Genomic DNA, 21,441 nt, shown 5'->3' on the forward strand with positions numbered 1-21,441 from the left:
CGCCATGGTCATCCTCGGTCAGCGTCCGGTCCAGACCGGCTTGCGCTTCCCGGCGAAGGCGGCGACACCTTCGAGCTGGTCCTTGGTGCCCGCGTAGGCCTCGATCGGCTCGTAACGGGTGGTCAGCGCCTGGTCCAGCGGCATGCCGAGGCCCCGCAGCGCGGCGTCCTTCGCGGCCCGGACCGCCGCCGGCGCGCCGGCGAGGATCTTCGCCGCCCAGCGGTCGGCGGCCGCGTCGAGCTCGCCGGCGCCGACCACCTCGTTGACCAGGCCGTACTGCCCGGCTTTCGCCGCGGGGAGCCGCTCGCCGGTGAGGATCATCCCCATCGCGACGTGGTGCGGCAGCTGCCGGACGGCCCGGTGGATGATGCCGGCCTCACCGATGATCCCGGCCTTGACCTCGGGGATGAAGAACTGGGCGTCGTCCGCGGCCACGATGACGTCCGCGCACATGGCCAGCTCGAACCCGCCGCCGATGACGTAGCCGTGCACCGCCGCGATCAACGGGGTGCGCAGGTGGTACTGCGGGCCGCCGACCCCGGTCAGCCCGCCGCCGAGCGCCATCCGGCCGTCCCGGTCGGTGCCGGCGGAGACGTCGGCGCCCGCGCAGAACGCCTTTCCGGGGGAGGCGGACAGGACGGCGACCCAGATGCCGGGATCGGCGTCGATCTCGGTCCAGGCGGCCAGCAGCGCGTCGTCCATCTCGGGGCTGATCGCGTTGAGGGCCTTGGGGTTGTTCAGTTTCACCCGGGCGACGTGCCCGTCCTTGGCGAACTCGATTCCGGAGCTCACTGCGTTCCTCCAGTCGGTTTCCGGAACTCGGCGATGGCGGCCTTGAGCCCGACCTCGCCGATCCATTCACGGAGCTGCAGCACCGAGGGCGACAGGTGCAGCAGCGCGTCCATCTCGGGGACCTGCGCGGCGGCGGTGCGCACGCCCATCGCGTCCATCGTCCGGTTGATCGCCAGCTTCTTGATCCGCAACACGTCGGAGGGGATTCGCGCCATGCGCGCGGCCAGGTCTTCGACGGTGCGCACGACTTCTCCGGCGGGCACCGCGCGGTTGGCCCAGCCCCACTCCGCGGCGGTGCGGCCGTCGATGGCGTTCCCGGGCAGGAACGCGAGTTCCTTGGCCCGCTTGGGGCCGACGAGCGGGGCCCACAGCGGGGCGATGTAACCGCCGCCCAGCGGCAGGGCCGGCTCGCCGATCCGGGCGTCCTCGGCGACGATCGTCAGATCGCAGAACACGCACAGCTGGGTGGCCCCGGCGATGCAGTAGCCGTGCACCGCCGCGATCACCGGCTTGGGGTGGTCCCAGATCGCCAGGTACCGGCCGACGTTGCGGGCCAGCCGTTCCCGATCGGCGACGGGGTCGGCCGCCTGGGGCCTGCCCACCTGGTCGACGTCGTAACCGGCGCAGAAACCGCGCCCCTCGCCGCGGATCCCGATGACCGGGCCGCCGGTGCCGGCCAGCCCCGCCAGCGCGTCGGAGAACTCGTCGAGCATGGCGTCGGACAGGGCGTTCGCCTTGTCCGGGCGGGCCAGCACGATCCACGAGATCGGGCCGTGGTGCTCGACCCGGACGTCGCGGTACGCGGTCGCGGTCATGACCGGCCGATCGGAATCTGCTTCTTGACGTGGAAGTCCACGACGCCGGCGGCCCGCAGCTCACGGCGGGCGAACCGCCAGCCGTCCGCGGTCTTGACCAGCTCGTCGTGGTACTGGCCGAAGAAGTGCCCGTCCGGACGGTCCTTTGTGTACTTGTGCCAGGCGTACAGCACCGAACGCACCTTCGCGGTGGCCAGATCCGGGCCGAAGTCCACCACGATGTTCGACACGTGGTGGCTGGTGGCCGCGAAGAAGCTGCCGATCCCGCCGAGGGTTTCGCGGTAGGCCGGCCGGCCCTCGGCGCCGAAATCGGGGCCGTAAGAGACGTAGCAGTCCTCGGTGAACAGCGCGGCGATCTCGTCCGGATGGTTCATGTCGAGGTGGAAGGCGTAGTCGAACAGCAGCCGGCGCACCTGCTCGATCTCGAGCAGCTCCGCGACCGCCGCGCTGGCCGATTCCTGGGTCGTCGTCACGACGCGTTTCCTCCGGTTCGTCGCGGGAGGGCGGGCGCCGGTGCGGCCGCCACCTCCCTGGGAGCAGTCGACCCGGATCGTATCTACATGAATGTAAACGGTCAACGGTTGCCGACCGGCTCTTCGCAGGGCCGAGGTCTGCGTCCAGTGGTTCGTTTACACGAGCGTTGACAGTTTACGTTCATGTAGATAGCGTGAGCCTCCGCTCAGGCGACGGAGAGGGGCCCGCATGATCGAGCTGGAGTCAGTCACCGGCGATCCGGTGCAGCTGCGCCAGGCCTACGGATGCTTCCCGAGCGGGGTGACGGCCGTGTGCGCGCTGGAGGACGGCGTGCCGGTCGGGATCGCCGCGAGTTCCTTCACCCCCGTTTCGATGGACCCGCCGCTGGTCTCGCTGTGTGTGCAGAACACCTCGGCCACCTGGCCGCGGCTGCGGCCGCTGCCCCGGCTGGGCGTCAGCGTGCTCGGCCAGGACCAGAACGCCGCCGCGCGGCGGCTGGCGGCCAAGGACGGGGACCGGTTCGCGGAACTCGGGCTGACCCGCACCGACGACGGCGGGGTGCTCGTGCACGGCGCGGTCGCCTGGCTGGACTGCTCCGTCCACGCCGAGGTCCCCGCGGGGGACCACGCGATCGTCCTGCTGTGGGTCCACGCCCTGCGCGCGTCGCCCGAAGACGCGCCACTGGTGTTCCACGGCAGCCGGTTCCGCCGGCTGGCGGTGGTCTGAAGTGGACACGGTCGAACAGGCACTGGCCGAAATCGCCGCGGGGCGGCCGGTCGTGGTCCTCGACGGGCCGGACCGGGAGAACGAGGGCGACCTGATCGTCGCCGCGGACCGGGTCACCCCGGCGACGATGGCCTTCGTCGTCCGCCACAGCAGCGGGTTCGTGTGCGTCGCGCTTCCCCAGCCGGAGTGCGAGCGGCTGGCGCTGCCTCCGATGCACCACCGCAACGACGACCGTTTCGGCACCGCCTACCGGGTCACCGTTGACGCCGCCGCCGGGATCGGCACCGGTATCTCGGCGCGCGACCGGGCCTGCACGGCGCGGCTGCTGGCCGCTTCGACGACCCGGCCCGCCGACCTGAACCGTCCGGGACACGTGGTCCCGCTGGCCGCCCGGCCGGGCGGCGTGCTCGAACGCGCCGGTCACACCGAGGCCGCGGTCGACCTGACCCGATTGGCCGGACTTCGCCCGGCCGGCGTGCTGTGCGAGGTCGTCAGCGCCCGCGAGCCGAGCCGGATGGCGCGCCGCCCGGAACTGTCCGACTTCGCGGGGGAACGGGGCCTGGCGATGATCACCATCGAAGATCTCATCGCTTACCGCCGGGCCACGGAGGCCGCCGCGGAGCGGGTCGCCAGCGTCCGGCTGCCGACCGAGGGCGGCACCCTCCGGACCGTCGGCTACCGCGGTGTGCCGGACGGAGCGGAGCACGTCGCGCTGGTCGCCGGCGAGGCCCGTGGCGCGGACGTGCCGGTCCACGTGCACGTCGAATGCGTGCCGGGCGACGTCTTCGGCTCGCGGCAGTGCGGGTGCGCCCGGCGCCTCGAGACCGCCCTGCGTGAGATCAACGCCGCGCACCGCGGGGTGATCGTCTACCTGCGGCCCGCCGGGGGGAGCCCGCTGCGGGCCCTGCTCGGCGACGCCGGCGCGGGTTGCGGCCGGGCCGACCCGGCCGTCGCGGCCTCGATCCTGGCCGACCTCGGGGTGACTTCGATCCGGCACCTGCACAACCCGGCGGCCACGCGCGGCGCCCTGGACGCGGCGCTCGCGGCCGCGCCCGGCGCCGCACCGCGCGGCGCGGTCGCCTGAGTGGTCACCGCGCCCGAACCTCCAACCAGCAAGGAGTCCCTCTCGTGAAATTCAGCCTCATGCAGACCGGTGTCATCGGCCGCCGGCACGAACTCGAGGCTGGTATGGCAGGCCAGCGACCTGAGCTCTACCAACGGTTCCTCGAAGAGATGCGGGGCTACATCCAGCTCGCCGACGAGCTGGGGTACGACGCCTACTGCTCTCCCGAGCACCACCTGCAGATCGAGGGCTTCGAGATCACCAACCACCCCGGCATGCTCGGCGCCTACGTCGGCCTGCACGCCAAGCGGCTCAAGGCCGGGCTGCTCGGATACGTGCTGCCGACGCACAACCCGGTGCGCGTCGCCGAAGAGATCGCGACCCTGGACCACATGCTGGAAGGCCGGCTGATCGTCGGGTTCACCCGCGGCTACCACGCCCGCTGGGTCGACGCCTACGCCGCCGTCCGCGGCATCGGCGCGACCAACGTGCGGCACGCCAAGGCCAAGAACGAGCAGGACGCGGTCAACCGCGAGATCTTCGAGGAGTCCGTCCGGATCGTGAAGAAGGCCTGGGAGCATTCGACCTTCTCCTTCAAGGGGAAGTACTGGGAGTACCCGCCGGCGGGTGGTTCGGCCGGGCACCCGGGGTACGCGGAGTTCGGCGCCGGGCAGGACGAAGACGGGATCGTGCGCGAGATCGGCATCGCCCCGCGGCCGTACACGAATCCCCATCCCAAGCTCTACGGGGCTTTCGCCTATTCCATGCGCACCGTGGACATGTGGGCCCGGGAGGGCGGCAAGCAGATCGTCTTCGCCAACGACCTCGATTTCTGCGAAGCACTGTGGAATCGCTATACCGAGTCGGCCAGAAAGGTGGGCCGTGACGTTTCCCGTGCGGACGTCGGCGCCTGGGGCGGATTCCTCATCCTGACCAACTCCCGGGAGGAGGCCCAGGCGCTGGAGGCCGAGCACCGCTGGTTCTGGGACAAGTGGTTCATCCCGCACGGCCAGCAGTTCCCCAACGTGCTGATCGGGACCCCCGACGACATCTCCCGGCAGATCGAGCAGGCCCACGACCGGCTCGGGTTCGACGAGTGCTTCCTGATGTTCGGCCAGGGCCACCTCGAGCCCGGCCGGCAGAACGAGGAGCTGATCCGGTTCGCCGAGGAGGTCGCCCCGCGTTTCTCCACCAAGGACGAGGCCGGAACGCTCGTCTAGCAATCGAAATACGCCCGCCGCACCGACGATCACCGGAGGACCCGATATCATGAAGAGTGGAATCTTTCACGTCCCCTATATGAAGCCGAGCCGCTCGCCGCGGGAGGTGTTCGACTATTCGGTGCTGATCGCCCGGGAAGCGGACCAGGCCGGATTCGCCGATTTCATGATCGGCGAGCACGCGACGCAGGCCTGGGAAAGCGTGCCGAACCCGGAGATCGTGATCGGGGCGTGCGCCCGGGAGACCGAGCGGCTGCGGTTCGCCCCGATGGCGCACCTGCTGGGGCTGCACAACCCGGGCTCGCTGGCCATCCAGACCGGCTGGCTGTCGCAGGTGCTGGAGGGCCGCTACTTCCTCGGTGTCGGCCCGGGTGCTTATCCCCGCGACGCGATCCTCCGCGGCCAGCCGGAAGACCTGTCCGAGGCCCGGCCGCGCCGTGACGAAGCACTGAAGATCATGCAGAAAGTGTGGGAGCGCAAGCCGTTCCACCACGAGGGGGAGTTCTTCAAGGGCGGCTTCCCGGAAGAGGCCGAGGCCGACGACGCCGGCGGCGAGTACCACATGATGCCGGACTTCTCGCCGTGGCAGGGCGCGGAGAACCTGGAGATCGCGATGACCGCGTTGTCCTACGGCTCGGCTTCGATGAAGTACTGCGGTGCGAACGACTTCTCGCCGATCTCCTTCTTCGGCGGGCTGGAGGTCGGCCGGTCGCACTGGGACAAGTACGTCGAGGGACAGCAGGAGAACGGCTACACCCCGGACCGCATGCGTTTCCGCATGTGCCGCGACATCGTCGTCGCCGACACCGACGCCGAGGCCAAGAAGATCGCGCTGCGGGGCGGGCTCGGGACCTGCTGGGAGAACTACCTGGTCCCGGTCTACAAGCAGTTCAAGATCCTGCAGGGCTACATCGACGACTCCGGCACCGGCGTCGACCTCGCCGACCTCGACATGGACTGGATCGCCGAGCACGTCTGGATCTGCGGCTCGCCCGAGACCGTGATCGAGAAGCTGCAGAAGATGAACGACGCCGTGGGCGGCATGGGCGAGATCGTGATGAACACCCACGACTACGCCGACGACCCCGCGCCCTGGGTCGAGTCGATGCACCGGATCGCCGAAGAGGTCGTCCCGAACATCAAGGACGTCACGGTATCGGCGGCCTGAGCGGCGCCCACCTCGGTGAGGAGCAGGGGTAACAGATGAGCACCGACGTCACCGGCGACCGGACCCTCGCCGCGCTGCTGGGTCAGTGGGCCGGAGCCCGCCCGTCGCACCCGGTCCTGGTCAGCCACCAGGAAACGATCAGCTGGGAGCGGCTGGCCACCGAGGTGGACGCGCTGCGCCGCCGGCTGGCCGGCGCGGGGGTGACCCACGGGGTCACCGTGGCGGTCGCCCTGCCCAACTCGCCGCTGGCCATCGCCCTGTGGCTGGCCGTGCCCGCCAACGGTGCCATCGTCCAGGTCCTCGACCCCGGCTCGGGCGCGCTGGCCGTCGAGCGGGCGCTGCTGGCCACCGGGCCGCGGCTGGTGATCACGACCGAGGCCGGCGCGCCGTTGTACCGGGACGCCGTCGTGCGGACCGGAGCCGCCGCGCGCCTGGTCGTGGTCGAGGACACCACGGCGTTGCGGCTGCCCGCCCTCGGCCGTCCCGCCACTCCCTCCGACGCGTCCGCGGATCAGGTCGCCGCCCTGCTGCCCACCTCCGGCACCAGCGGGGCGCCGAAGCTCGTCGAACTCACCCACCGCACTTTCGTCACGTCGGCCGAACGGCTCGCCCGCAACGGCGGTTACCTGCCGTCCGACCGGCACTATCTGTGCTCGCCGTTGTTCCACACCAACGCCCAGGCCTACCTGTGCGCGCCGCCGTTCGTCACCGGCGGCTCCATCGCCCTGGTTCCCCGCTTCAGCGCCTCGCGCTGGTTCGACGACGCCCGCGAGCTCGGGGCGACGGTCGCGTCGATGGTCGCCCCGCCGATGCGCATGGCGCTGCACCGGGCACTGGAGCGCGGCGGCACCGTCGACCCTGGCCCGCTGCGCGCGGTCCACTACGGCATGACCCTGTCGGTGAAGGATTGGCAGGACTGGGATCGCCTGGTGCCGCAGGTCCACATGCGACAGATCTACGGGCAGACCGAGTCCGTGACCGGGGTGCTCGGCGGCGCGCCGTGGGAGGCGGACGACCGCGTCACCATCGGCCGCCCGTTCCTCGGGGTCGACCGGGTCAAGCTCGTCCGGCCGGACGGCGCCGAGGCCGCCGACGGCGAGCCGGGCGAGCTGTGGGTCCGGGGCGAGCCGGGGCACACCCTCATGCGGGGCTACCACAACGCCCCGGCCGCGACCGCCGAAACCCTGGTCGACGGGCGGTGGCTGCGCACCGGAGACCAGCTGGTCCGCCACCCGTCCGGCCGGTTCGAGTTCCGCGGGCGGGCCATGCACATCATCCGCCGCGGCGGCGAGAACCTCTCGACTTACACGCTCGAGACGGATCTGCGCTCCTGCCCGCTGATCACCGACGTCGCGGTCGCCGCACAGGACGACGACACCCTCGACACCGTTGTCGTCGCGCACGTGATCCCGCGGCCCGAATTCACCGAGGCGGGTTTTCTGCGCTGGTGCCGCGACAACGCCGGCAAACGCGGGACCCCGGACGTCGTCCGCACGCACGCGGAGTTCCCCCGCACCGGAAGCGGCCGGGTCATCCTGCGTGACCTCGCCTGAACGAGCCCTGGCTGTGTCGTGGAAACAGAGGAGAGTCATGGAATTGAACGGGAAGCGCGCCATCGTCACCGGTGGTGCCCAAGGCATCGGCGAGGCGGTGGTCCGGGCGTACGTCGGCGCGGGAGCGAAGGTCACCTCGCTCGACGTGAACGAGGCACGGGGCCGGGAGGTCGCCGGGGAGGCCGGGGCCGCGTTCCGGCGCTGCGACGTGTCCGACCGTGAGCAGGTCGAGTCGGTGTTCGCCGAGGCGGCCCGGGAGATGGGCGGGCTCGACGTGCTGGTGAACGTGGCCGGGGTGCAACAGCACTCGCCGGTGGCGGACATCCCGCAGGACCTGCTCGAGCGGCTGTTCGCGATCAACACCTTCGGCACGATCCACACCAACTCCGCGGCCTACCGGATCATGCGCGAAACCGGCGGCGGCGCGATCGTCAACTTCGGCTCCGAATCCGGGCTCACCGCCGAACCGAACAACTCGCTCTACGGCGCCACCAAGGGCGCGGTGCACACCTGGACCCGCAGCGTGGCCCGCGACTGGGGACCGGCCGGGGTCCGGGTGAACGCCGTGCTGCCGTATGTCGTGACGCCCATGTATGACGCGTTCCGGAAGGCGCTTTCACCGGAGCAGCTCGCGACCCACGACCAGGAGACCAAGACGCAGATCCCGCTGGGCGGAAAATTCGGCGACCCGGCCGAAGACCTCGCCCCCGTCCTGGTCTTCCTCGCCAGCGACGCCTCCCGCTTCATCACCGGCCAGCTGCTCCCGGTCGACGGCGGGCTGATCTCCGTCCGCTGAAGGAAAGCCGGTCGGCCGACCGAGGCGGGGAGGCCATCGACAATGCGACGAGCGAACCGCTGCCTTGGCGATGGGCGTGGTGCGAGCGCAAGCGGGCCGGGTCACAGGTCGCGGAGTTCCTCCACCGCGGGTCGGGTGGAGGCGCGGGCGCTGGTGACGGCGGCGAGGGCCACGGCGACGGCCGAGGCTGTGGCCGTCAGGGCGAGGTAGGTCCATGGCACGGTGATCGAGGACGGCGGTGGGTCGAACACACCGGTCAGGACCTTGACGAGCATCTGCGAGACGCCCCACGCGATGAGCCCGCCGCCGAGCAGGCCGCCGGCGATCAGCACCAGGCCTTCGCCGAGGACGAGTCCGCGCAGGTGCCGGCGGGCGGCGCCGAGCACCGCCATGATCGCGAGGCCGCGGCGTCGTTCGGCCAGTCCGACCGCCAGCACGATCCCGCCGGCGCCGGCGGCGATCAGCACCGCGAACGCCAGTTCCAGGCGGGTGAGCCCGGAGAGGTTGACCGAGGTGAGGCTGGAGCCGACGTTCGCGCGGGTCTGCGTGATGTCGGTGACGGCTGCCGCGGCGCCGAGCCGCGCTCGCAGGTCGGCGGCGACCGCGGGCTGGTTGCCGCCGCCGGTGTCGACCAGGAACGCGCCGACGGCGTCGGAGCCGGTGGTTTGCGCGAGGTAGGCGGCGTTGGCCACGAAGAAGCTGTCCTTGGGCGCGGTCGGGAACTCCTTGACGATTCCGCTGTAGTGGAAGGGCACGGTCCGCAGGGCCTTGGTCCGGGCGTCCTGCACGCGGAGGTTGATCAGGTCACCGGGGTTGAGCTGGAAGTCCTTGACCGTCTCGGCGCTGACCAGGATGGCATCCGGGCGATGGGCGAGGGTGGCCATCAGGTCCGCCGCGCTGCCGCCTTGGAAGTAGGTGTCCTGCAGCGCGGTGACGTCCCTGATGCTTTCCGGCCGGACGCCGTAGAGGTCCTGCAGGTCGGCGCCGACGTAGGCGAACCGGTGCTGGATCGGCTCGACGTGCCGGACACCGGGGACGCTCTGCAGCTGTGCCCCGGCGGCCGGGGCGACTTGGGCGGCGGGCGGTTCGGTGACGGCGACGTCGGCGCCGTTGGTCAGCTGGGCGTCGGCTTCGGCTTGCTGCTGGTAGGTGCTGTTGAACACCGCCGTCGACGCGGCGAACGACAGCGCCAGCGCGAGGAGCACGATCGCGCGGGCGAGCGGGCGGCGTTGCCGGGCGATCCCGGCCGCGCCGGGGCGCGCCAGCCGGCCCGCCAGCGGCCGCAGGATCCGCCGCAGCGCACCTCGGCCGTGCCCGAGCGCGATCGTGGCGAGCCGCCACAGCAGGGCCGCGGCGCCGAGCCAGAGGAGGGCCGGGCCGAGGAACGCCCAGTAGGACACCGAGATGGTCGGCACGCCTTCCGGCGCCAGCACCAGCGCGTAGTCGTTGGTGCCGGAGGCCAGGAACACGACGAGCGCGGCCGCGATGAGCAGCACGTCGATCCCCGCCTTGGCCCACCACGGCGTGCGGTGGGCGCCGATCAGCTGCCGGGTCTGGGCCACGGTCTGGTTCCGCAGCCCCGTGACCGCCGGGACGAGGACCGTGAGCGTCGTGATCAGCAGCCCGGCCGCGAAGGCGATCGCGAACCACCACACCGTGGCCGCGGTGCTCTGGCCTTCCGGTGCGGGACCGAAGGCGAGCCGGCCGGCCAAAACGGCTATCGCCAGCCCCGCGGCTCCGCCGGCCAACGCGACGAACGCGGCTTCGGTGACCGCGATCCACGCGACCGTCCGTGGTGTGTGGCCGCGGGTGCGCAGGAGCGCCTGCTCCGCGCGTCGCCGGTCGGCGCCGGCTTGCACGAGCGTGCTGGTCAGCAGAGCGGCGAGCACGACTCCGGGAAGGCCGAGGAACAGGAACAGCATCTGGGCGTACGCGGCGTCGCTGCGAGCCGCGTCGAGTGCGGCGCCGACGTTGTTGCCGACCAGCGCGGCGCCGGCGACCTGGGCTTCGAAGTTGTGCGCGGCGGCGATTTCGCTTTGGTACGCGGTCGCCGGGTCGTGGGACGCGGGTGCCGCCCGGGCCACGTGGAACTGCGTGACCGGCGCCGGGCCACCGGTCCCGGTCAGTGCGGTGAAAGCGGTTTCGGGCAGCAGGAGCACGTTGTCCGGCGGTGCGGAAGGCTGGGTCTGTGCCGGTGCGCCGACCTTCTGGAAGAGGGAGTTGGCTTGGGGCAGGTCGACGACGCCGGCGATGGTGACCGGCTGCGGCGAGGTGCCCGGCAGGCTGATCGAGACCTGGTCTCCCGGTCGGACGTGCAGGTTCGAAGCGGTCTGCTGGGCGATGAGCGCACCGTCGGGGGATCCGCTGAGCTGCCGGACCTGGTCCGGGAAGGCGGCCGCGTAGCCGGGTGCCATGCCCAGCACGACGCCGGGGCCGGTGGTCTGCGTGGTGCCCCCGGTGGTGGCGAGCAGCCCGCCGGTGTGTTCGATGTGGACGGTGCGGACCGCGGCGGTGCCCGGCAGGTTCTGCAGCTGATGCAGCACGGCGGCGGGGTCCCCGCCGGGCTGGACCTCGACCTGCCAGCCGACGGCGACCGACCGCAGTGCGCGGGCGGTCATCGTGGCTTGGGAAGACGCCAGGAACGAGCCGAGCGCCGCGATCAGCGCGACCGCGAGCGCGATGCCGGCGGCGGTCGCCAGCAGACTTCCCGTGCGCCGGCGGAGCAGACCGCCGAGCCAGAGGCCGATCACGACGTCACCGCCCGGGATTCGGTGGTGCGGAGCGTGCCTTCGTGCATGGTCCAGTGCGTGTCCAGGCGCTCGATGACGGCCCGGTCGTGGGAGGTCACGACGAGCGCGGCGCCGAGGTGCTCGGTCGCGTCGAGCAGCGCGTCCAGCAACCGCTGTCCCGCGGCGCGGTCGAGCTGGCCGGTGGGTTCGTCCGCGAGCAGGAGCCGCGGCCGTTGCGCGAGCACCCGCGCGACAGCCACCCGCTGGGCCTGGCCGCCCGAGATCTCCTCGGGCAGTTTGGCGGCCAGGTCGTCGACTCCGACCAGGGCCAGTGCTTCAGCCACGCGCTGGGCCAGCTCGGGTTCTTCGACGCCGGCGATGACGAGGGGGAGGCCCGCGTTCTCGCCGACGTCCAGCGTCGGGACCAGGCTGGGGCTCTGGAAGACGACGCCGATGTCGCGGGTGCGCGCGCCGAGCGCGGGCCAGCTGACGCTGCCGCGGGTCGGCTGCTCCATCCCGGCCATCAGGTGCAGCAGCGTCGACTTCCCCGAGCCGGACGGCCCGGCGATCGCGATCCTCGCTCCACTGTGGACACTACAGCGGGAATCGCGGACGGCGGTGACCGCCGCCGGCCCGGTGCCGAACGTGCGGGCCACGTCCTCGCACACGACCAGCGGTTCGGCGGTCATGCCGCCACCTCGCCGTCCTGGATCGTGACGACCCGGTCGGCGATCGCCACGACTTCGGAGCTGTGGGTGACGATCAGCAGGCCCGCACCCTGACCGGCGTGCGCGCGGAGCAGTTCGAGGATGTGCTGCTCGGTGGACCCGTCGAGTTCGCCGGTCGGCTCGTCGGCGAGCAGCACGTCGGGGTTGTTGGCCAGTGCGACGGCGAGACCGGCTCGGGCAAGTTCGCCGCCGGAGAGCTGCGCGGGCGTCGCCCGGCCACGGCGGTCGAGGCCGACCTGTTCCAGCAGCTCGTCCACCGGGGGCCGGGTTCCGTTGTGGCGCCAGGCTTTGCGGGCCAGCCGGATATTGGCCCGTACGTCGAGGTGGGGGAGGAGGTTGCGGGACTGCAGGAGGACGCCGATGCGGTGGGCGCGGATCTTCGCGCGGACGGCTTCGGGGCGGTGGCTGATCTGCTCGCCCCCGACTTCGACGCTGCCGCCCGCCGGTTCGTCCAGCCCGGCCAGGCAGGCCAGCAGCGTCGATTTTCCCGACCCCGACGGCCCGACGACCGCGACCGTCTCGCCTCGTGCGACGGTGAGGGAAACACCGCGCAGGGCCAGCGTTTCGTCGTCACCGGTGCGGAAGAAGCGGTAGAGCTCGCGAGCGTGCAGCGCCGGCGTGGACCACTCGGGTGTGGTCATCACGACCAGCTCAGCGAGTCGGTGACGGTGCGCCATGGGTCGACGTTGTCGGCGTTGGCCGGGCCGGACAGCGTCAGGTCGACGCGGACCCCGGCTCGGAAGAAGCTGTAGCGCTCGAACGCGTCGCGGACCACCTTTCCGGTGACGGGACTCGGCGCGGAATCGCCCTGGTAGGTCAGGAGAATCGCCTGGCCCGCGTGGCGGGACACGGTGGAGACCCGGCCCATGGCGAAGTTCGGGGTCCGGGTCTTCAGCGCCGGGACGTCCGTCGCGGTCACCGACGCCGGCGTCGGGGCAGCCGCGCCGCGCGACGGGGTCACCTGCACCTGGTTCAGCTTGTCGGTGAACGTCGTCGTCGCGCCCGCCGCCGACGACGCCCAGCCCTCCGGGATTTTGACGGTGAAGCCGGCTCCCGGTGGGGCGAAGGGGATGTAGGCCTGGTTGTCGGGGATGTCGCCCGCGGGGTTGACTTCCGTCGCCGCGGTGCCGGTCGCCGGTGCACCTCCCGATACCGGGCTCGAAGCCGGATTCGTTGCGGGCGCCGGATTTCCGGAGCAGGCGGTGAGCACCGACGCCGCGATCGCCGCGATGGTGAGGCGGGCCGTGGTGGTTGTGGACATGACATCCTCTCTGCTCCGCCCGGAAGTCCTGAAGCGGTGTGACTCGGCGGACTCGAGGTCAAGCTAGGGGGAGCGCGGTCAGCGACCGGTTCGCGGCGGGCTAAGCCTCGTTAACCTCGCCGGTTTTTCCCGGTGCCGGGCAGTGGTGTGCCAGCGCCGGGCAAAGGCCTGGTTAAAGGCATTTCCCGAACTGGATCAAGGGCGCACTCTGGGGTCATGAAGGCTGTGCGGAGTTCAGGTGCGTTGCCGCGGCACTTGCGGCTGCTGAAGCCGATCGTTTCCCGTTCCGGCCGCGTTCCCGACCGGCTCGAGGCCTGGGCGATCGTTCTGCTGGGGCTGCTGGCGGCCGTGTCGATCGCGGTGGTCGGCGTGCTCAGCGCGGCCGAGTACGGCAGGCTCGCGGCCACGGCGGCCGCGGAAGCCCGTTCGCACCACCTGACGGTCGCGAAACTCCGGCCCGACGTCCCCGCACCGCCCGGGGAGGCGCCGGGTGGCGGAGCGGGGATTGCCGGCCTGAGGTCGGTGACGGCGGACTGGAGCGCGCCGGACGGGCGGCCTCGCCGTGGTGTCGTGCAAGTGGCGCGCGGTCCGGCGCTCCCGACGCAGGTTCCCGTGTGGACCGATCAGTCGGGACGCCGGGTCGCCCCGCCGTTGAGTGGCTCCGACGCGTTCATCACGGCCGTCGTCGGCGGGGCGCTGGCGGAATCTGCCGCTCTCGCCGTGCTGGGCGGCGGTTACCTGGTCAGCCGCCGCCTGCTGGACAAGCACCGGGCCCGGCTGTGGGAGCGCGCCTTGGCACACTTGGGCGGCAACGCCACGACGCCCTGAGATGATTGCCGCGTAAGGACTTCACGGTCACCGCACGATCTGCTGCCCGGCGCGCGCGGGCGGCAGCACCAGGGTGAACGTCGTCGGCGCGGGCCGGCTCAGCCACAGCCGGCCGCCCTCGGCCTCCGCGAGCTCCCGGGCCAGCGCCAAGCCTATTCCGGTACTCCCGGCGCCACTGTGCCCGCGGATGAACAGGTCCTGGCCGTCCCCGGTGCCGTGTCCCTCGTCGGCCACGTCGATCGCGAACGCGTCCGCGCTGTCGCGGGTCGTGATCGTCACCCTCCCTTCGCCGTGGACGACGGCATTGTCCAGCAGGACGCCGATGATCTGCCGCACCGCGGCTTCGGCGGCTCTGGGCCGCCCGTCGGCCCCGGGGGAGATCACCAGTCGCCGGCCCTGGTTCGTGAGCAGGTCCCGCCAGCTGGCCACGACGTCCCGCAGCAGCGCCTCGGGCTCGATCACCCCGCGATCCTCCGGCGGCCGGTTGGCGAGGGTGACCACGTCGTCGATCGTCGTCTCCAGCCGATCCGTGGTGGTGATCGCGGCCTCGACGGCCGCCGCCAGGTTCTGCCCGGGCGGATCCAGGGCCGATTCCAGCTGGAGGCGCAGACCGGCCAGCGGAGTGCGCAGCTGGTGCGAAGCGTCCGCCGCCAGTGCGCGCTGGCGGTGCAAGGCGTCGGCGATCCGGGCCGCGGACCGGTCCAAGGCCCCGCCCAGCCGGTCGATCTCCGCGATGCCGCTGACCGGGGCGCGGACGCTGAAGTCGCCGTCCCCGAGCTGCCCGGCCGCCGCGGACAGCTTCTCCAGCGGGCGGGCGATCCGAGCGGCCAGCCGCGCGGCGAGCAGACCCGTCAGGACTATCGCGGCGGTCGCGAGGCCGGCCATGGCCAGCCAGGAGATCGCGATCTTCTGGTACCCGTCGGACAGGGGAGCCGAGGTGCGCACGATGCCGCTCAGCCGGCCGTCCTGCAGGATCGGCACGGCGACGACGAGTTCCGCGCCGACCTCACCGGTGGCGACCTGGCCGTCGCGGGCCTGCGAAACCACGGGATCGGCGCTCGCCGGGCCGCCGCCGGTCAGGAGCGCTCCGGCCGGGGCGTAGAGGCCGGTTGTGTCCTCTTCGGACCCGGGAAACTCCGGCAGGCTGCGGTGCGCGAGCACGTCGTCGGCGATCGACAGCGCCGCGGCGTCGGCGGTGCGTTCGAGTTCGGTGCGCTCGTCCTGGGTGAAGTAGTTCGCGACGGCGACCGCGAGCGGGATCCCGAAAAGACTGGTGGCCAGCAGCGCGGCGGCAGCGGCGAGCAGAATGATGCGTCTGCGCATGATGGCAGTCTGCCGTGACGACCCGCTGATCGCGAAATGCCGGCGAAGGGAAAAGGTTAGCCCGAGGCCAGCGGTTACCCCGAATTCGGTTAATTGCCTGATCGAATGCCGGTCCTCGCGGGAAAATCAGCGGGTTCGGAATCGGGGTACCATTCGGCCATGGCGGCGGTTCTGCTGGTAGAGGACGACGAAACCATCGGCAGCCTGCTCGAGTCGGCCCTGCGAATGCACGACTACGACGTGATGTGGTCCCACACCGGTGGCGAAGCGCTTCGCCGGATGAAGCTCGACGAGTACGACCTGGTGCTTCTCGACCTGGGGCTGCCGGACCTCGACGGGGTCGAGGTGTGCCGGCGGGCGCGGATGATCACGCCGGGTGCCGTGATCATCATGATCACGGCGCGGACGCAGGAAATGGACGTCGTCGTGGGCCTGGAAATCGGTGCCGACGACTACCTGACGAAGCCGATCCGGCTGCGGGAATTGCTGGCCCGGCTCGACGCCCACCTGCGCCGGGGGCATTCGCCGAGCCCGAGGCCGCTTCGGGTGGGGGAGCTGGTGGTGCAGGTCGCCGCTCGCCGCGTGGTGCTGGCGGGTGAGGAGATTTCGCTGCGCCCCAAGGAGTTCGACCTGCTGCTGCGCATGGCGCGGGAACCGGGCTCGGCGATCAGCAGGGACGCGCTGATGGCGGACGTGTGGGACACCCACTGGCACGGTTCGACGAAGACGCTGGACGTGCACATCGTCGCGCTCCGCCGCAAGCTGGCCGCCGCCGCGGCAGGCTCCGCCGCGATGCCGGTCATCACCACGGTGCGGGGCTACGGCTATCGCCTCGAGCAAGCCGGTTCCGGACCGGACGGCGATCGAGAACCGGCTGCCGGCTCGCGCGGGTGACCGCACATCCGCGAGACCTGATGCGACCCGCTCGATCAGTGGTCCTGGTTCGCGACGGAGTCATTCGCATGCGGGTCTCAGGCGGTACACAGCGTCGTTCAGCAAGCCTTAAGCGTTCTCCGGGCAGGGTGGGGGACTCGCGCCGGCAACCGGGCCGGCACGGCGACGGAGGGCTGAATACATGAAGCTCACGACCAAACTGGCCGTAGGCGGCGCGCTGGCCGTGTTGATCGCGGCGCTGGGCGTGGGGTCGGCAGTGGCGGTCACGGCTGCGGCCACCGCTCCAGTCCAGAGCACGCCGGCGCCGGACAACGTCCAGGTGGCCGGGCCGGACACGCCCGGTGCCGGGCCGGCCGGCTCGGCACCGAAGTGCGAGCCGGTGGGGACGCCGCATCGGGTGACGATCCCGCACCCGCAGCGGCACACGATGAGCTGATGCGCGCTCACCCGCGCCGTGACGGGCGGCAGGGTGAGCACCGGCCGCCGTTCCATCCCGAGGTCAGGCGAGGCCGGCTCACCAGGCTTGCGCCGCAACGACTCCGGTGCCGGTTCGGCGGACGGCGACTCCGCCGAAAGCCCCGGCAACCTCACTCAGGGCTTGTGCCCGCGCCGGGTTCCGGTATCTCGATGCCGATCTGGCGGCACACCGCGCGCATCCGGCCGCGTAGTTCCTCCTCGCTCGGCGGCGTGGGGTCGAGCAGTGCCGGGAAGAGGGTGGCGCCGACGACGGTGTCGATGAGCAGCTCGGGGTCGAGGGTGGCGGGCAGCCCGCCGAGTTCGACCGCCCGGCGGATGGCGGCATGCGCGAGTTCCCGGCGCGGGCGCAGGTAGCTGTCCCAGAACGTGCTCAGCAGCTCGGGGTGGCTGGACGCGGTGCCGATCAGCCGGGCCATCAGCCCGCGCAGGTCGCTGCGGGTGACCACCGTGGCGATGGTCTCGAACAGCCGGGCGACCGCCACGCGCAGTTCGCGCTCGGTGGGCTCGGCGCCGGCGTTGAGGAATGGCTGGTAGAGCGTGACATCGTCGAGCCCGCGCGCCTGGTCGAGGGCGGCGATGAGCAGCTCCTTCTTGCTCGGCCAGCGCCGGTACACGGTCAGCCGCGCGACGCCGGCGCGTTCGGTGACCTGCTCGATGCTCATCCCGTCCGGGCCGTGCTCGATGAACAGTTCCAGGGCGGCGCGCAGGATCGCCTCGTCCGCCCGGGGATCGCGTGGGCGTCCGCGCGGTCCCGCCTCCGGCGGCTCGCTCACCCGCGGCTTTTTTCCTGATGGCACAGTGCTGTATTCAACCAGGCTGTGTCCAACCAGCGGCCCAGGTCCTCGGCGTCCGTGCCCCGCCAGGCGAGGTGGGCGTCGGGGCGCACCAGGAAGACGCCCGGCAGCGCGCCGGTCTCCGGGCTCAGCGCCCGGACGTCGTCCGAGCCGAGCCGTTTGGCCGCTTCCTGGAGGTGGCTGTCGGCAGAACCGCTGGTCAGGACGGCCCAGCCGGTACCGAGCTGGTTGTGCAGCGGGGCGCGCCGGCCCTCGGCGTCGCGAGTGGGGATGTTCGGCACGCGATCGCCCGGCCGCGGGCCGGAGTGCCGGGGGAGGCACCGGGCCGCGGGGCCGGCCAGCGGCCCGTCGCGGTAGCTCACGTCGAGTTGTGAGGTGGCGCGCAGCAGCAGCCGCTGCACCGGGGGCAAGCCCAGTGCCGGAGCCAGTGCGGCGAACACCCGCCGGCCCACAGAACTCCCGGAGAAGCCGATCCTGGTGCCGAAACTGGTCGCGGACAGCACGGATTCCGCGACCGGCCGGCGCTCGCCGGCGTAGGTGTCCAGCAGCGCCGCGCCGGCCCGCCCGGAGCTCACCAGCGCCAGTTTGAACGCCAGGTTCTCGGCGTCCCCGATGCCGGTGTTCAGCCCCTGTCCGCCCAGCGGCGAGTGGATGTGCACGGCGTCCCCGGCCAGCAGGATCCGCCCGTTGCGATAGGAATCGCCCAGCCTGCGGTTGAACCGGAACATCGAGGTCCACTCCGCGCTCTTGACGCGCAGATCCGTGAATCCCGCGCGTTCCGCGGCGAACCGGCGCAGCAGCTCCAGGATCTCGGCCTCGCTCAGCTCGCCGTCCTGCTCGGCCGAAATCGGCGCCATCAGCCGCCACAGGTCACCGTCCGGGTGCGGCAGCGGCATCACCACGAACTGGCCCTTGGCGCTGAGGAACATCCCGATGCCGGCGCCCGGGCCGGGCAGTTCGGCGTGCACGTCGGCGAGCACGAACCGTTCGGGCAGCGGCGATCCGGGGAACCCGATCCCGGCACTCTTGCGGACCTGGCTGTGCGCGCCGTCGCAGCCGATCACCCAGTCCGCGGAAGCCCGCTCACCGCCGTCGAACTCGGCGTGCACCTGGTCGGCGTCCTGCGTCAGCCCGTGCAACGGGGTGTCCCACTCGATGCGGCCGCCGAGGGCGGCCAGCCGCGCCCGCAGCTGCGCCTCGATCTCCGTCTGCGGGATCCACATCATCCGCGGTTCGCCGGGCTTCAGCGCCGCACCCACGTCGACGACCTTCCGCCCGTCCACGTGGATCCCGGTCGCCCGCACGTCGAGCGCCCGCTCCCGCAGGTCACCGAGCGCCCCGGCCCGCTCCAGCACCTCCTGCCCGCGTGGTTGCAACCCGAGCGCGCGAGACGAGGTCGCGGGACGCGAAGCGCTGTCCACCACGCGCACCGCGACACCGCGGGCCAGCAGCCCGCAGGCCGCGGTCAGCCCGGTCGGACCCGCACCGACGATCAGCACTGTCATGACTGGTCACACCCTCCGCCGAGTTTGTATACTGTACGATACAGTTTATAAACTAGCGCAGTTCCGCCACTGCCCGTGGCCGGGATGGACGAAGCGGTGGCGGGGTAGCCGAGCGCGAGGCGGGCCAGGGGACGAGCAGGCTGACGGTGCCACCGTGCAGCCGGGCGCTTCCGCGCGCAGGGACAGGACGTTGTCACCGCGCGTCCAGTCCACTGTGGACACAAAGCAGCCGTCTCCGCAGCCGGCGAAGTCCAGCGGGGTTGCGCCGGCCCGATCGGCGGCGAGCTGACCGGACAGGGTGTAGTCCTGGGGTGCGTAGTAGTCACCGCGGCGGGGCGTGGCCAGGCGCACCACGAGCCGGCCTTCGGCGGCCGTGATGCCCACGCCGATCTGTCATGCTCATCGGCACCGCGCTGGCCACCGGCCTCTGGGGCGAAGCCATCGCCTGGCTGCGCGGCCCGATCTCCGGCTTCACCATCCCGATCTGACCGAAATCGAGCGGACCGGCCCGGCATTCGATTATCAATGCCCTGACCGTGAATTGATCGTCTTACGGAATTCTTACGCAGCGCTGTCTGGAAGTGCTCCGGCACTAGGGTTCACAGGAAACTGATTTCGAGGCCGAGGACGTGTATGCGACGACTGTTCGCTCTGCTGGGCATCGGGCTTCTGGCGACGGCCTGCAGCACACCCGCGCCGCAGCCGCCGCCGCAGTTGCCGCCCGCGGCGGAGCCTGCCGTCGCACCGGGCCTTACCGCGACACCGGCCGGGGTGATCGTCCAGGTCGGCGACGAGCCGGAGGGCATCGTCGCCGACGGCGTCAGCCGGCGGGTCGCCGTGGGCCTGCGGAACCCGGATCGGCTGGGGCTGCTGGACGCCGCGTCGGGCGCGGTCGTCACCACCGTCCCGCTGCCCGGGCACCTGCGGCACCTCCAGCTCGCCGCGCCCGGCGGCCCGGTGCTGGTGCCGGACGAGGACTCCGGGCGGCTGCTCACCGTCGCGCTGCCGTCCGGGAAGATCACGTCGTCCGTGCCGACGGGCGCCTCTCCGCACGACGCCACCCGGGCCGCCGACGGCAGGGTGTTCGCCGCGAACGAGGCCGGCGGCAGCGTCGCCGTCGTCGAGAACGGCAAGGTGCTGCACACCTTCACCGACGTCACGCAGCCCGCCGGCCTCGCGCCCGTCGGAAACCTCGTCGGGCTGGTCGACGTGCGGCAGAACGACCTCTCTGTCTACGACGCCGCCACCCTGACCCGCGTCGCGCGCCTGCCCGCCGGCGCCGGCCCGACGCACGTCGTCGCCGACCGGCGCGGTCACTTCGTGGTGATCGACACCCGCGGCGGCGGGGTACTGACCTTCGACCCGGCCGCCCCCGCGCACGCCCTCGGCCGCCTCGCGCTGCCCGGAACCCCGTACGGCGTCGCCTACGACGCGACCCGCGACCGCCTCTGGGTCACCTTGACCGCGAAGAACCAGCTGGTGGGCATCGATCTCACCGGGCCCGCGCCCCGGGTGATCTCGACGATCCCGACCGTCCGGCAGCCGAACACCGTCGCCGTCGACCCCGCGACCGGCACCCGGTACGTCACGGGCACCGCGAACGGCGTCGTCGAAGTCATTCCCCCGTCCTGACCCCGGCCGGTTTTCCCTCCACACCAAGCCGCACGTCCGCGGGCGACGAATCCCCGATGGGTCCCGCGGCCCAGATCCCGCTGCGTGCACCGGCTTCACGCCCTGACACTGCGGACGCTGGGAAACACGACGATGGAGGACTTGCTCGCGCGGGTGGCCGAGGGGGATGCGGCCGCGTTCGAACGGCTGTACCGGGACTTCTCCGGGCTGGTGTTCCACACGGTGTTCGCCGTCCTGCAGGATCACGCGCAGACGGAGGAAGTCGCCCAGGAGACGTTCCTGGAACTGTGGTCGACCGCGTCCCGCTTCAAGAGAACGCAGGGCAACGGTGCGGGCTGGGTCATCATGATCGCGCGGCGGCGCGCGGTCGACCGGGTCCGGGCGGCTCAGGCCGCGCGCGAGCGCGACAACCTCATCGCACACCAGGCACCGATCCCGACCGAGCCGGACCCGATCGAGTACGTGCTCGGCGATGCCGAAACCCGCCAGATCCAGGCAGCGCTCGCCGCGCTTCCCGCGGAACAAAGGGAACTGCTGGTCCAGGCGTACATCCGCGGCGTCCCGTACCGCGAAATCGCCGCGGCCATGGGGATCCCGGTCAACACGGTCAAGTCCCGCGTCCGGCTGGCCCTCGCCCGGCTCCGGGCACTGGTGCCGCCGTGA

Annotated in this window: 21 protein-coding genes; 11 read left to right on the forward strand and 10 right to left on the reverse strand. The window is 71.7% G+C overall.

What is annotated here, in order from left to right; translation table 11 throughout:
• Positions 1-18: 18 nt before the first annotated feature.
• From BMY97_RS08030 to BMY97_RS08040, 3 genes are read right to left on the reverse strand one after another with little or no spacing between them, the layout of a single operon-like run.
• Entirely contained in the window at positions 19-792 is a 774-nt protein-coding gene (locus BMY97_RS08030) for an enoyl-CoA hydratase-related protein (RefSeq protein WP_091614870.1), read from the reverse strand.
• A complete protein-coding gene (locus BMY97_RS08035) occupies positions 789-1,607 on the reverse strand; it encodes an enoyl-CoA hydratase-related protein (RefSeq protein ID WP_091614872.1) in 819 nt (272 codons plus the stop codon). Before BMY97_RS08035 ends, BMY97_RS08030 begins: the two co-directional genes overlap by 4 nt.
• A complete protein-coding gene (locus BMY97_RS08040; protein ID WP_091614875.1) occupies positions 1,604-2,080 on the reverse strand; it encodes a nuclear transport factor 2 family protein in 477 nt (158 codons plus the stop codon). Before BMY97_RS08040 ends, BMY97_RS08035 begins: the two co-directional genes overlap by 4 nt.
• Before the next feature lie 229 nt (positions 2,081-2,309).
• On the opposite strand from BMY97_RS08040, the gene BMY97_RS08045 reads away from it, so the two are divergent.
• Genes BMY97_RS08045 through BMY97_RS08070 form a run of 6 tightly spaced genes read left to right on the forward strand, consistent with a single transcriptional unit; the run spans position 2,310 to position 8,607 of the window.
• On the forward strand, positions 2,310-2,807 hold the full coding sequence (locus BMY97_RS08045; protein WP_091614878.1) for a flavin reductase family protein: 498 nt from the start codon (positions 2,310-2,312) through the stop codon (positions 2,805-2,807).
• A 1-nt stretch (position 2,808) separates the two neighbouring features.
• A complete protein-coding gene (ribB, locus tag BMY97_RS08050) occupies positions 2,809-3,891 on the forward strand; it encodes a 3,4-dihydroxy-2-butanone-4-phosphate synthase (RefSeq protein ID WP_091614880.1) in 1,083 nt (360 codons plus the stop codon).
• A 44-nt stretch (positions 3,892-3,935) separates the two neighbouring features.
• Positions 3,936-5,090 (forward strand): LLM class flavin-dependent oxidoreductase, encoded by a 1,155-nt coding sequence (locus tag BMY97_RS08055; protein ID WP_091614883.1) that lies wholly within the window; start codon positions 3,936-3,938, stop codon positions 5,088-5,090.
• Between the two features lie 49 nt (positions 5,091-5,139).
• Positions 5,140-6,258: an LLM class flavin-dependent oxidoreductase gene (locus BMY97_RS08060; RefSeq protein WP_091614886.1), complete on the forward strand. Its 1,119-nt coding sequence runs from the start codon at positions 5,140-5,142 to the stop codon at positions 6,256-6,258.
• Between the two features lie 35 nt (positions 6,259-6,293).
• Positions 6,294-7,811: a class I adenylate-forming enzyme family protein gene (locus BMY97_RS08065; protein WP_091614888.1), complete on the forward strand. Its 1,518-nt coding sequence runs from the start codon at positions 6,294-6,296 to the stop codon at positions 7,809-7,811.
• Positions 7,812-7,848: 37 nt separating this feature from the next.
• Complete coding sequence (locus tag BMY97_RS08070; protein ID WP_091614891.1) at positions 7,849-8,607, forward strand: SDR family NAD(P)-dependent oxidoreductase; 759 nt, start codon at positions 7,849-7,851, stop codon at positions 8,605-8,607.
• Between the two features lie 101 nt (positions 8,608-8,708).
• Here BMY97_RS08070 and BMY97_RS08075 read toward each other — a convergent pair whose 3' ends face one another.
• Genes BMY97_RS08075 through BMY97_RS08090 form a run of 4 tightly spaced genes read right to left on the reverse strand, consistent with a single transcriptional unit; the run spans position 8,709 to position 13,325 of the window.
• A complete protein-coding gene (locus tag BMY97_RS08075) occupies positions 8,709-11,357 on the reverse strand; it encodes an FtsX-like permease family protein (protein ID WP_091614894.1) in 2,649 nt (882 codons plus the stop codon).
• Positions 11,354-12,025 carry an ABC transporter ATP-binding protein gene (locus BMY97_RS08080; RefSeq protein WP_091614898.1) on the reverse strand — a complete coding sequence of 224 codons (672 nt, stop codon included), beginning with the start codon at positions 12,023-12,025 and terminating at the stop codon, positions 11,354-11,356. The genes BMY97_RS08075 and BMY97_RS08080 overlap by 4 nt, the downstream gene beginning before the upstream one ends.
• Positions 12,022-12,705, reverse strand: a complete 684-nt coding sequence (locus BMY97_RS08085; RefSeq protein WP_091614901.1) for an ABC transporter ATP-binding protein — start codon at positions 12,703-12,705, stop codon at positions 12,022-12,024. Before BMY97_RS08085 ends, BMY97_RS08080 begins: the two co-directional genes overlap by 4 nt.
• Positions 12,705-13,325 carry a hypothetical protein gene (locus BMY97_RS08090; protein WP_091614904.1) on the reverse strand — a complete coding sequence of 207 codons (621 nt, stop codon included), beginning with the start codon at positions 13,323-13,325 and terminating at the stop codon, positions 12,705-12,707. Before BMY97_RS08090 ends, BMY97_RS08085 begins: the two co-directional genes overlap by 1 nt.
• A 216-nt stretch (positions 13,326-13,541) precedes the next feature.
• On the opposite strand from BMY97_RS08090, the gene BMY97_RS08095 reads away from it, so the two are divergent.
• Entirely contained in the window at positions 13,542-14,153 is a 612-nt protein-coding gene (locus BMY97_RS08095) for an Rv1733c family protein (RefSeq protein WP_143086158.1), read from the forward strand.
• Positions 14,154-14,180: 27 nt separating this feature from the next.
• Here BMY97_RS08095 and BMY97_RS08100 read toward each other — a convergent pair whose 3' ends face one another.
• Positions 14,181-15,476, reverse strand: a complete 1,296-nt coding sequence (locus BMY97_RS08100; RefSeq protein ID WP_091614909.1) for a HAMP domain-containing sensor histidine kinase — start codon at positions 15,474-15,476, stop codon at positions 14,181-14,183.
• A 159-nt stretch (positions 15,477-15,635) separates the two neighbouring features.
• On the opposite strand from BMY97_RS08100, the gene BMY97_RS08105 reads away from it, so the two are divergent.
• Together BMY97_RS08105 and BMY97_RS08110 are read left to right on the forward strand one after the other, a co-directional pair.
• A complete protein-coding gene (locus tag BMY97_RS08105) occupies positions 15,636-16,370 on the forward strand; it encodes a response regulator transcription factor (RefSeq protein WP_091614912.1) in 735 nt (244 codons plus the stop codon).
• A 181-nt stretch (positions 16,371-16,551) separates the two neighbouring features.
• Positions 16,552-16,806, forward strand: a complete 255-nt coding sequence (locus BMY97_RS08110) for a hypothetical protein (RefSeq protein WP_091614915.1) — start codon at positions 16,552-16,554, stop codon at positions 16,804-16,806.
• A gap of 151 nt (positions 16,807-16,957) precedes the next feature.
• On the opposite strand, the gene BMY97_RS08115 is transcribed toward BMY97_RS08110, so the two are convergent.
• Both BMY97_RS08115 and BMY97_RS08120 read right to left on the reverse strand, forming a co-directional pair.
• The gene (locus BMY97_RS08115; protein WP_091614917.1) at positions 16,958-17,620 is read right to left on the reverse strand and encodes a TetR/AcrR family transcriptional regulator; all 663 of its coding nucleotides are present in this window, start codon (positions 17,618-17,620) and stop codon (positions 16,958-16,960) included.
• Positions 17,617-19,146: an FAD-dependent monooxygenase gene (locus BMY97_RS08120; protein ID WP_091614920.1), complete on the reverse strand. Its 1,530-nt coding sequence runs from the start codon at positions 19,144-19,146 to the stop codon at positions 17,617-17,619. Before BMY97_RS08120 ends, BMY97_RS08115 begins: the two co-directional genes overlap by 4 nt.
• Positions 19,147-19,779: 633 nt before the next feature.
• Here BMY97_RS08120 and BMY97_RS08125 point away from each other — a divergent pair.
• Positions 19,780-20,778 (forward strand): NHL repeat-containing protein, encoded by a 999-nt coding sequence (locus tag BMY97_RS08125; RefSeq protein WP_091614922.1) that lies wholly within the window; start codon positions 19,780-19,782, stop codon positions 20,776-20,778.
• Between the two features lie 132 nt (positions 20,779-20,910).
• On the forward strand, positions 20,911-21,441 hold the full coding sequence (locus tag BMY97_RS08130) for a sigma-70 family RNA polymerase sigma factor (RefSeq protein WP_143086159.1): 531 nt from the start codon (positions 20,911-20,913) through the stop codon (positions 21,439-21,441).

The sequence above is a fragment of the Amycolatopsis saalfeldensis genome (assembly GCF_900110575.1).
Lineage (GTDB): Bacteria > Actinomycetota > Actinomycetes > Mycobacteriales > Pseudonocardiaceae > Amycolatopsis > Amycolatopsis saalfeldensis.

What these genes read in the sequence shown, in the direction of transcription:
- BMY97_RS08105 (WP_091614912.1), top strand. Translation starts at nt 15,636, where the DNA reads ATGGCGGCGGTTCTGCTGGTAGAGGACGACGAAACCATCGGCAGCCTG.
- BMY97_RS08045 (WP_091614878.1), top strand. Translation starts at nt 2,310, where the DNA reads ATGATCGAGCTGGAGTCAGTCACCGGCGATCCGGTGCAGCTGCGCCAG.
- BMY97_RS08130 (WP_143086159.1), top strand. Translation starts at nt 20,911, where the DNA reads ATGGAGGACTTGCTCGCGCGGGTGGCCGAGGGGGATGCGGCCGCGTTC.
- BMY97_RS08090 (WP_091614904.1), bottom strand. Translation starts at nt 13,325, where the DNA reads ATGTCCACAACCACCACGGCCCGCCTCACCATCGCGGCGATCGCGGCG.
- BMY97_RS08085 (WP_091614901.1), bottom strand. Translation starts at nt 12,705, where the DNA reads ATGACCACACCCGAGTGGTCCACGCCGGCGCTGCACGCTCGCGAGCTC.
- BMY97_RS08060 (WP_091614886.1), top strand. Translation starts at nt 5,140, where the DNA reads ATGAAGAGTGGAATCTTTCACGTCCCCTATATGAAGCCGAGCCGCTCG.
- BMY97_RS08125 (WP_091614922.1), top strand. Translation starts at nt 19,780, where the DNA reads ATGCGACGACTGTTCGCTCTGCTGGGCATCGGGCTTCTGGCGACGGCC.
- BMY97_RS08100 (WP_091614909.1), bottom strand. Translation starts at nt 15,476, where the DNA reads ATGCGCAGACGCATCATTCTGCTCGCCGCTGCCGCCGCGCTGCTGGCC.
- BMY97_RS08120 (WP_091614920.1), bottom strand. Translation starts at nt 19,146, where the DNA reads ATGACAGTGCTGATCGTCGGTGCGGGTCCGACCGGGCTGACCGCGGCC.
- BMY97_RS08035 (WP_091614872.1), bottom strand. Translation starts at nt 1,607, where the DNA reads ATGACCGCGACCGCGTACCGCGACGTCCGGGTCGAGCACCACGGCCCG.
- BMY97_RS08065 (WP_091614888.1), top strand. Translation starts at nt 6,294, where the DNA reads ATGAGCACCGACGTCACCGGCGACCGGACCCTCGCCGCGCTGCTGGGT.
- BMY97_RS08110 (WP_091614915.1), top strand. Translation starts at nt 16,552, where the DNA reads ATGAAGCTCACGACCAAACTGGCCGTAGGCGGCGCGCTGGCCGTGTTG.
- BMY97_RS08070 (WP_091614891.1), top strand. Translation starts at nt 7,849, where the DNA reads ATGGAATTGAACGGGAAGCGCGCCATCGTCACCGGTGGTGCCCAAGGC.
- BMY97_RS08095 (WP_143086158.1), top strand. Translation starts at nt 13,542, where the DNA reads ATGAAGGCTGTGCGGAGTTCAGGTGCGTTGCCGCGGCACTTGCGGCTG.
- BMY97_RS08080 (WP_091614898.1), bottom strand. Translation starts at nt 12,025, where the DNA reads ATGACCGCCGAACCGCTGGTCGTGTGCGAGGACGTGGCCCGCACGTTC.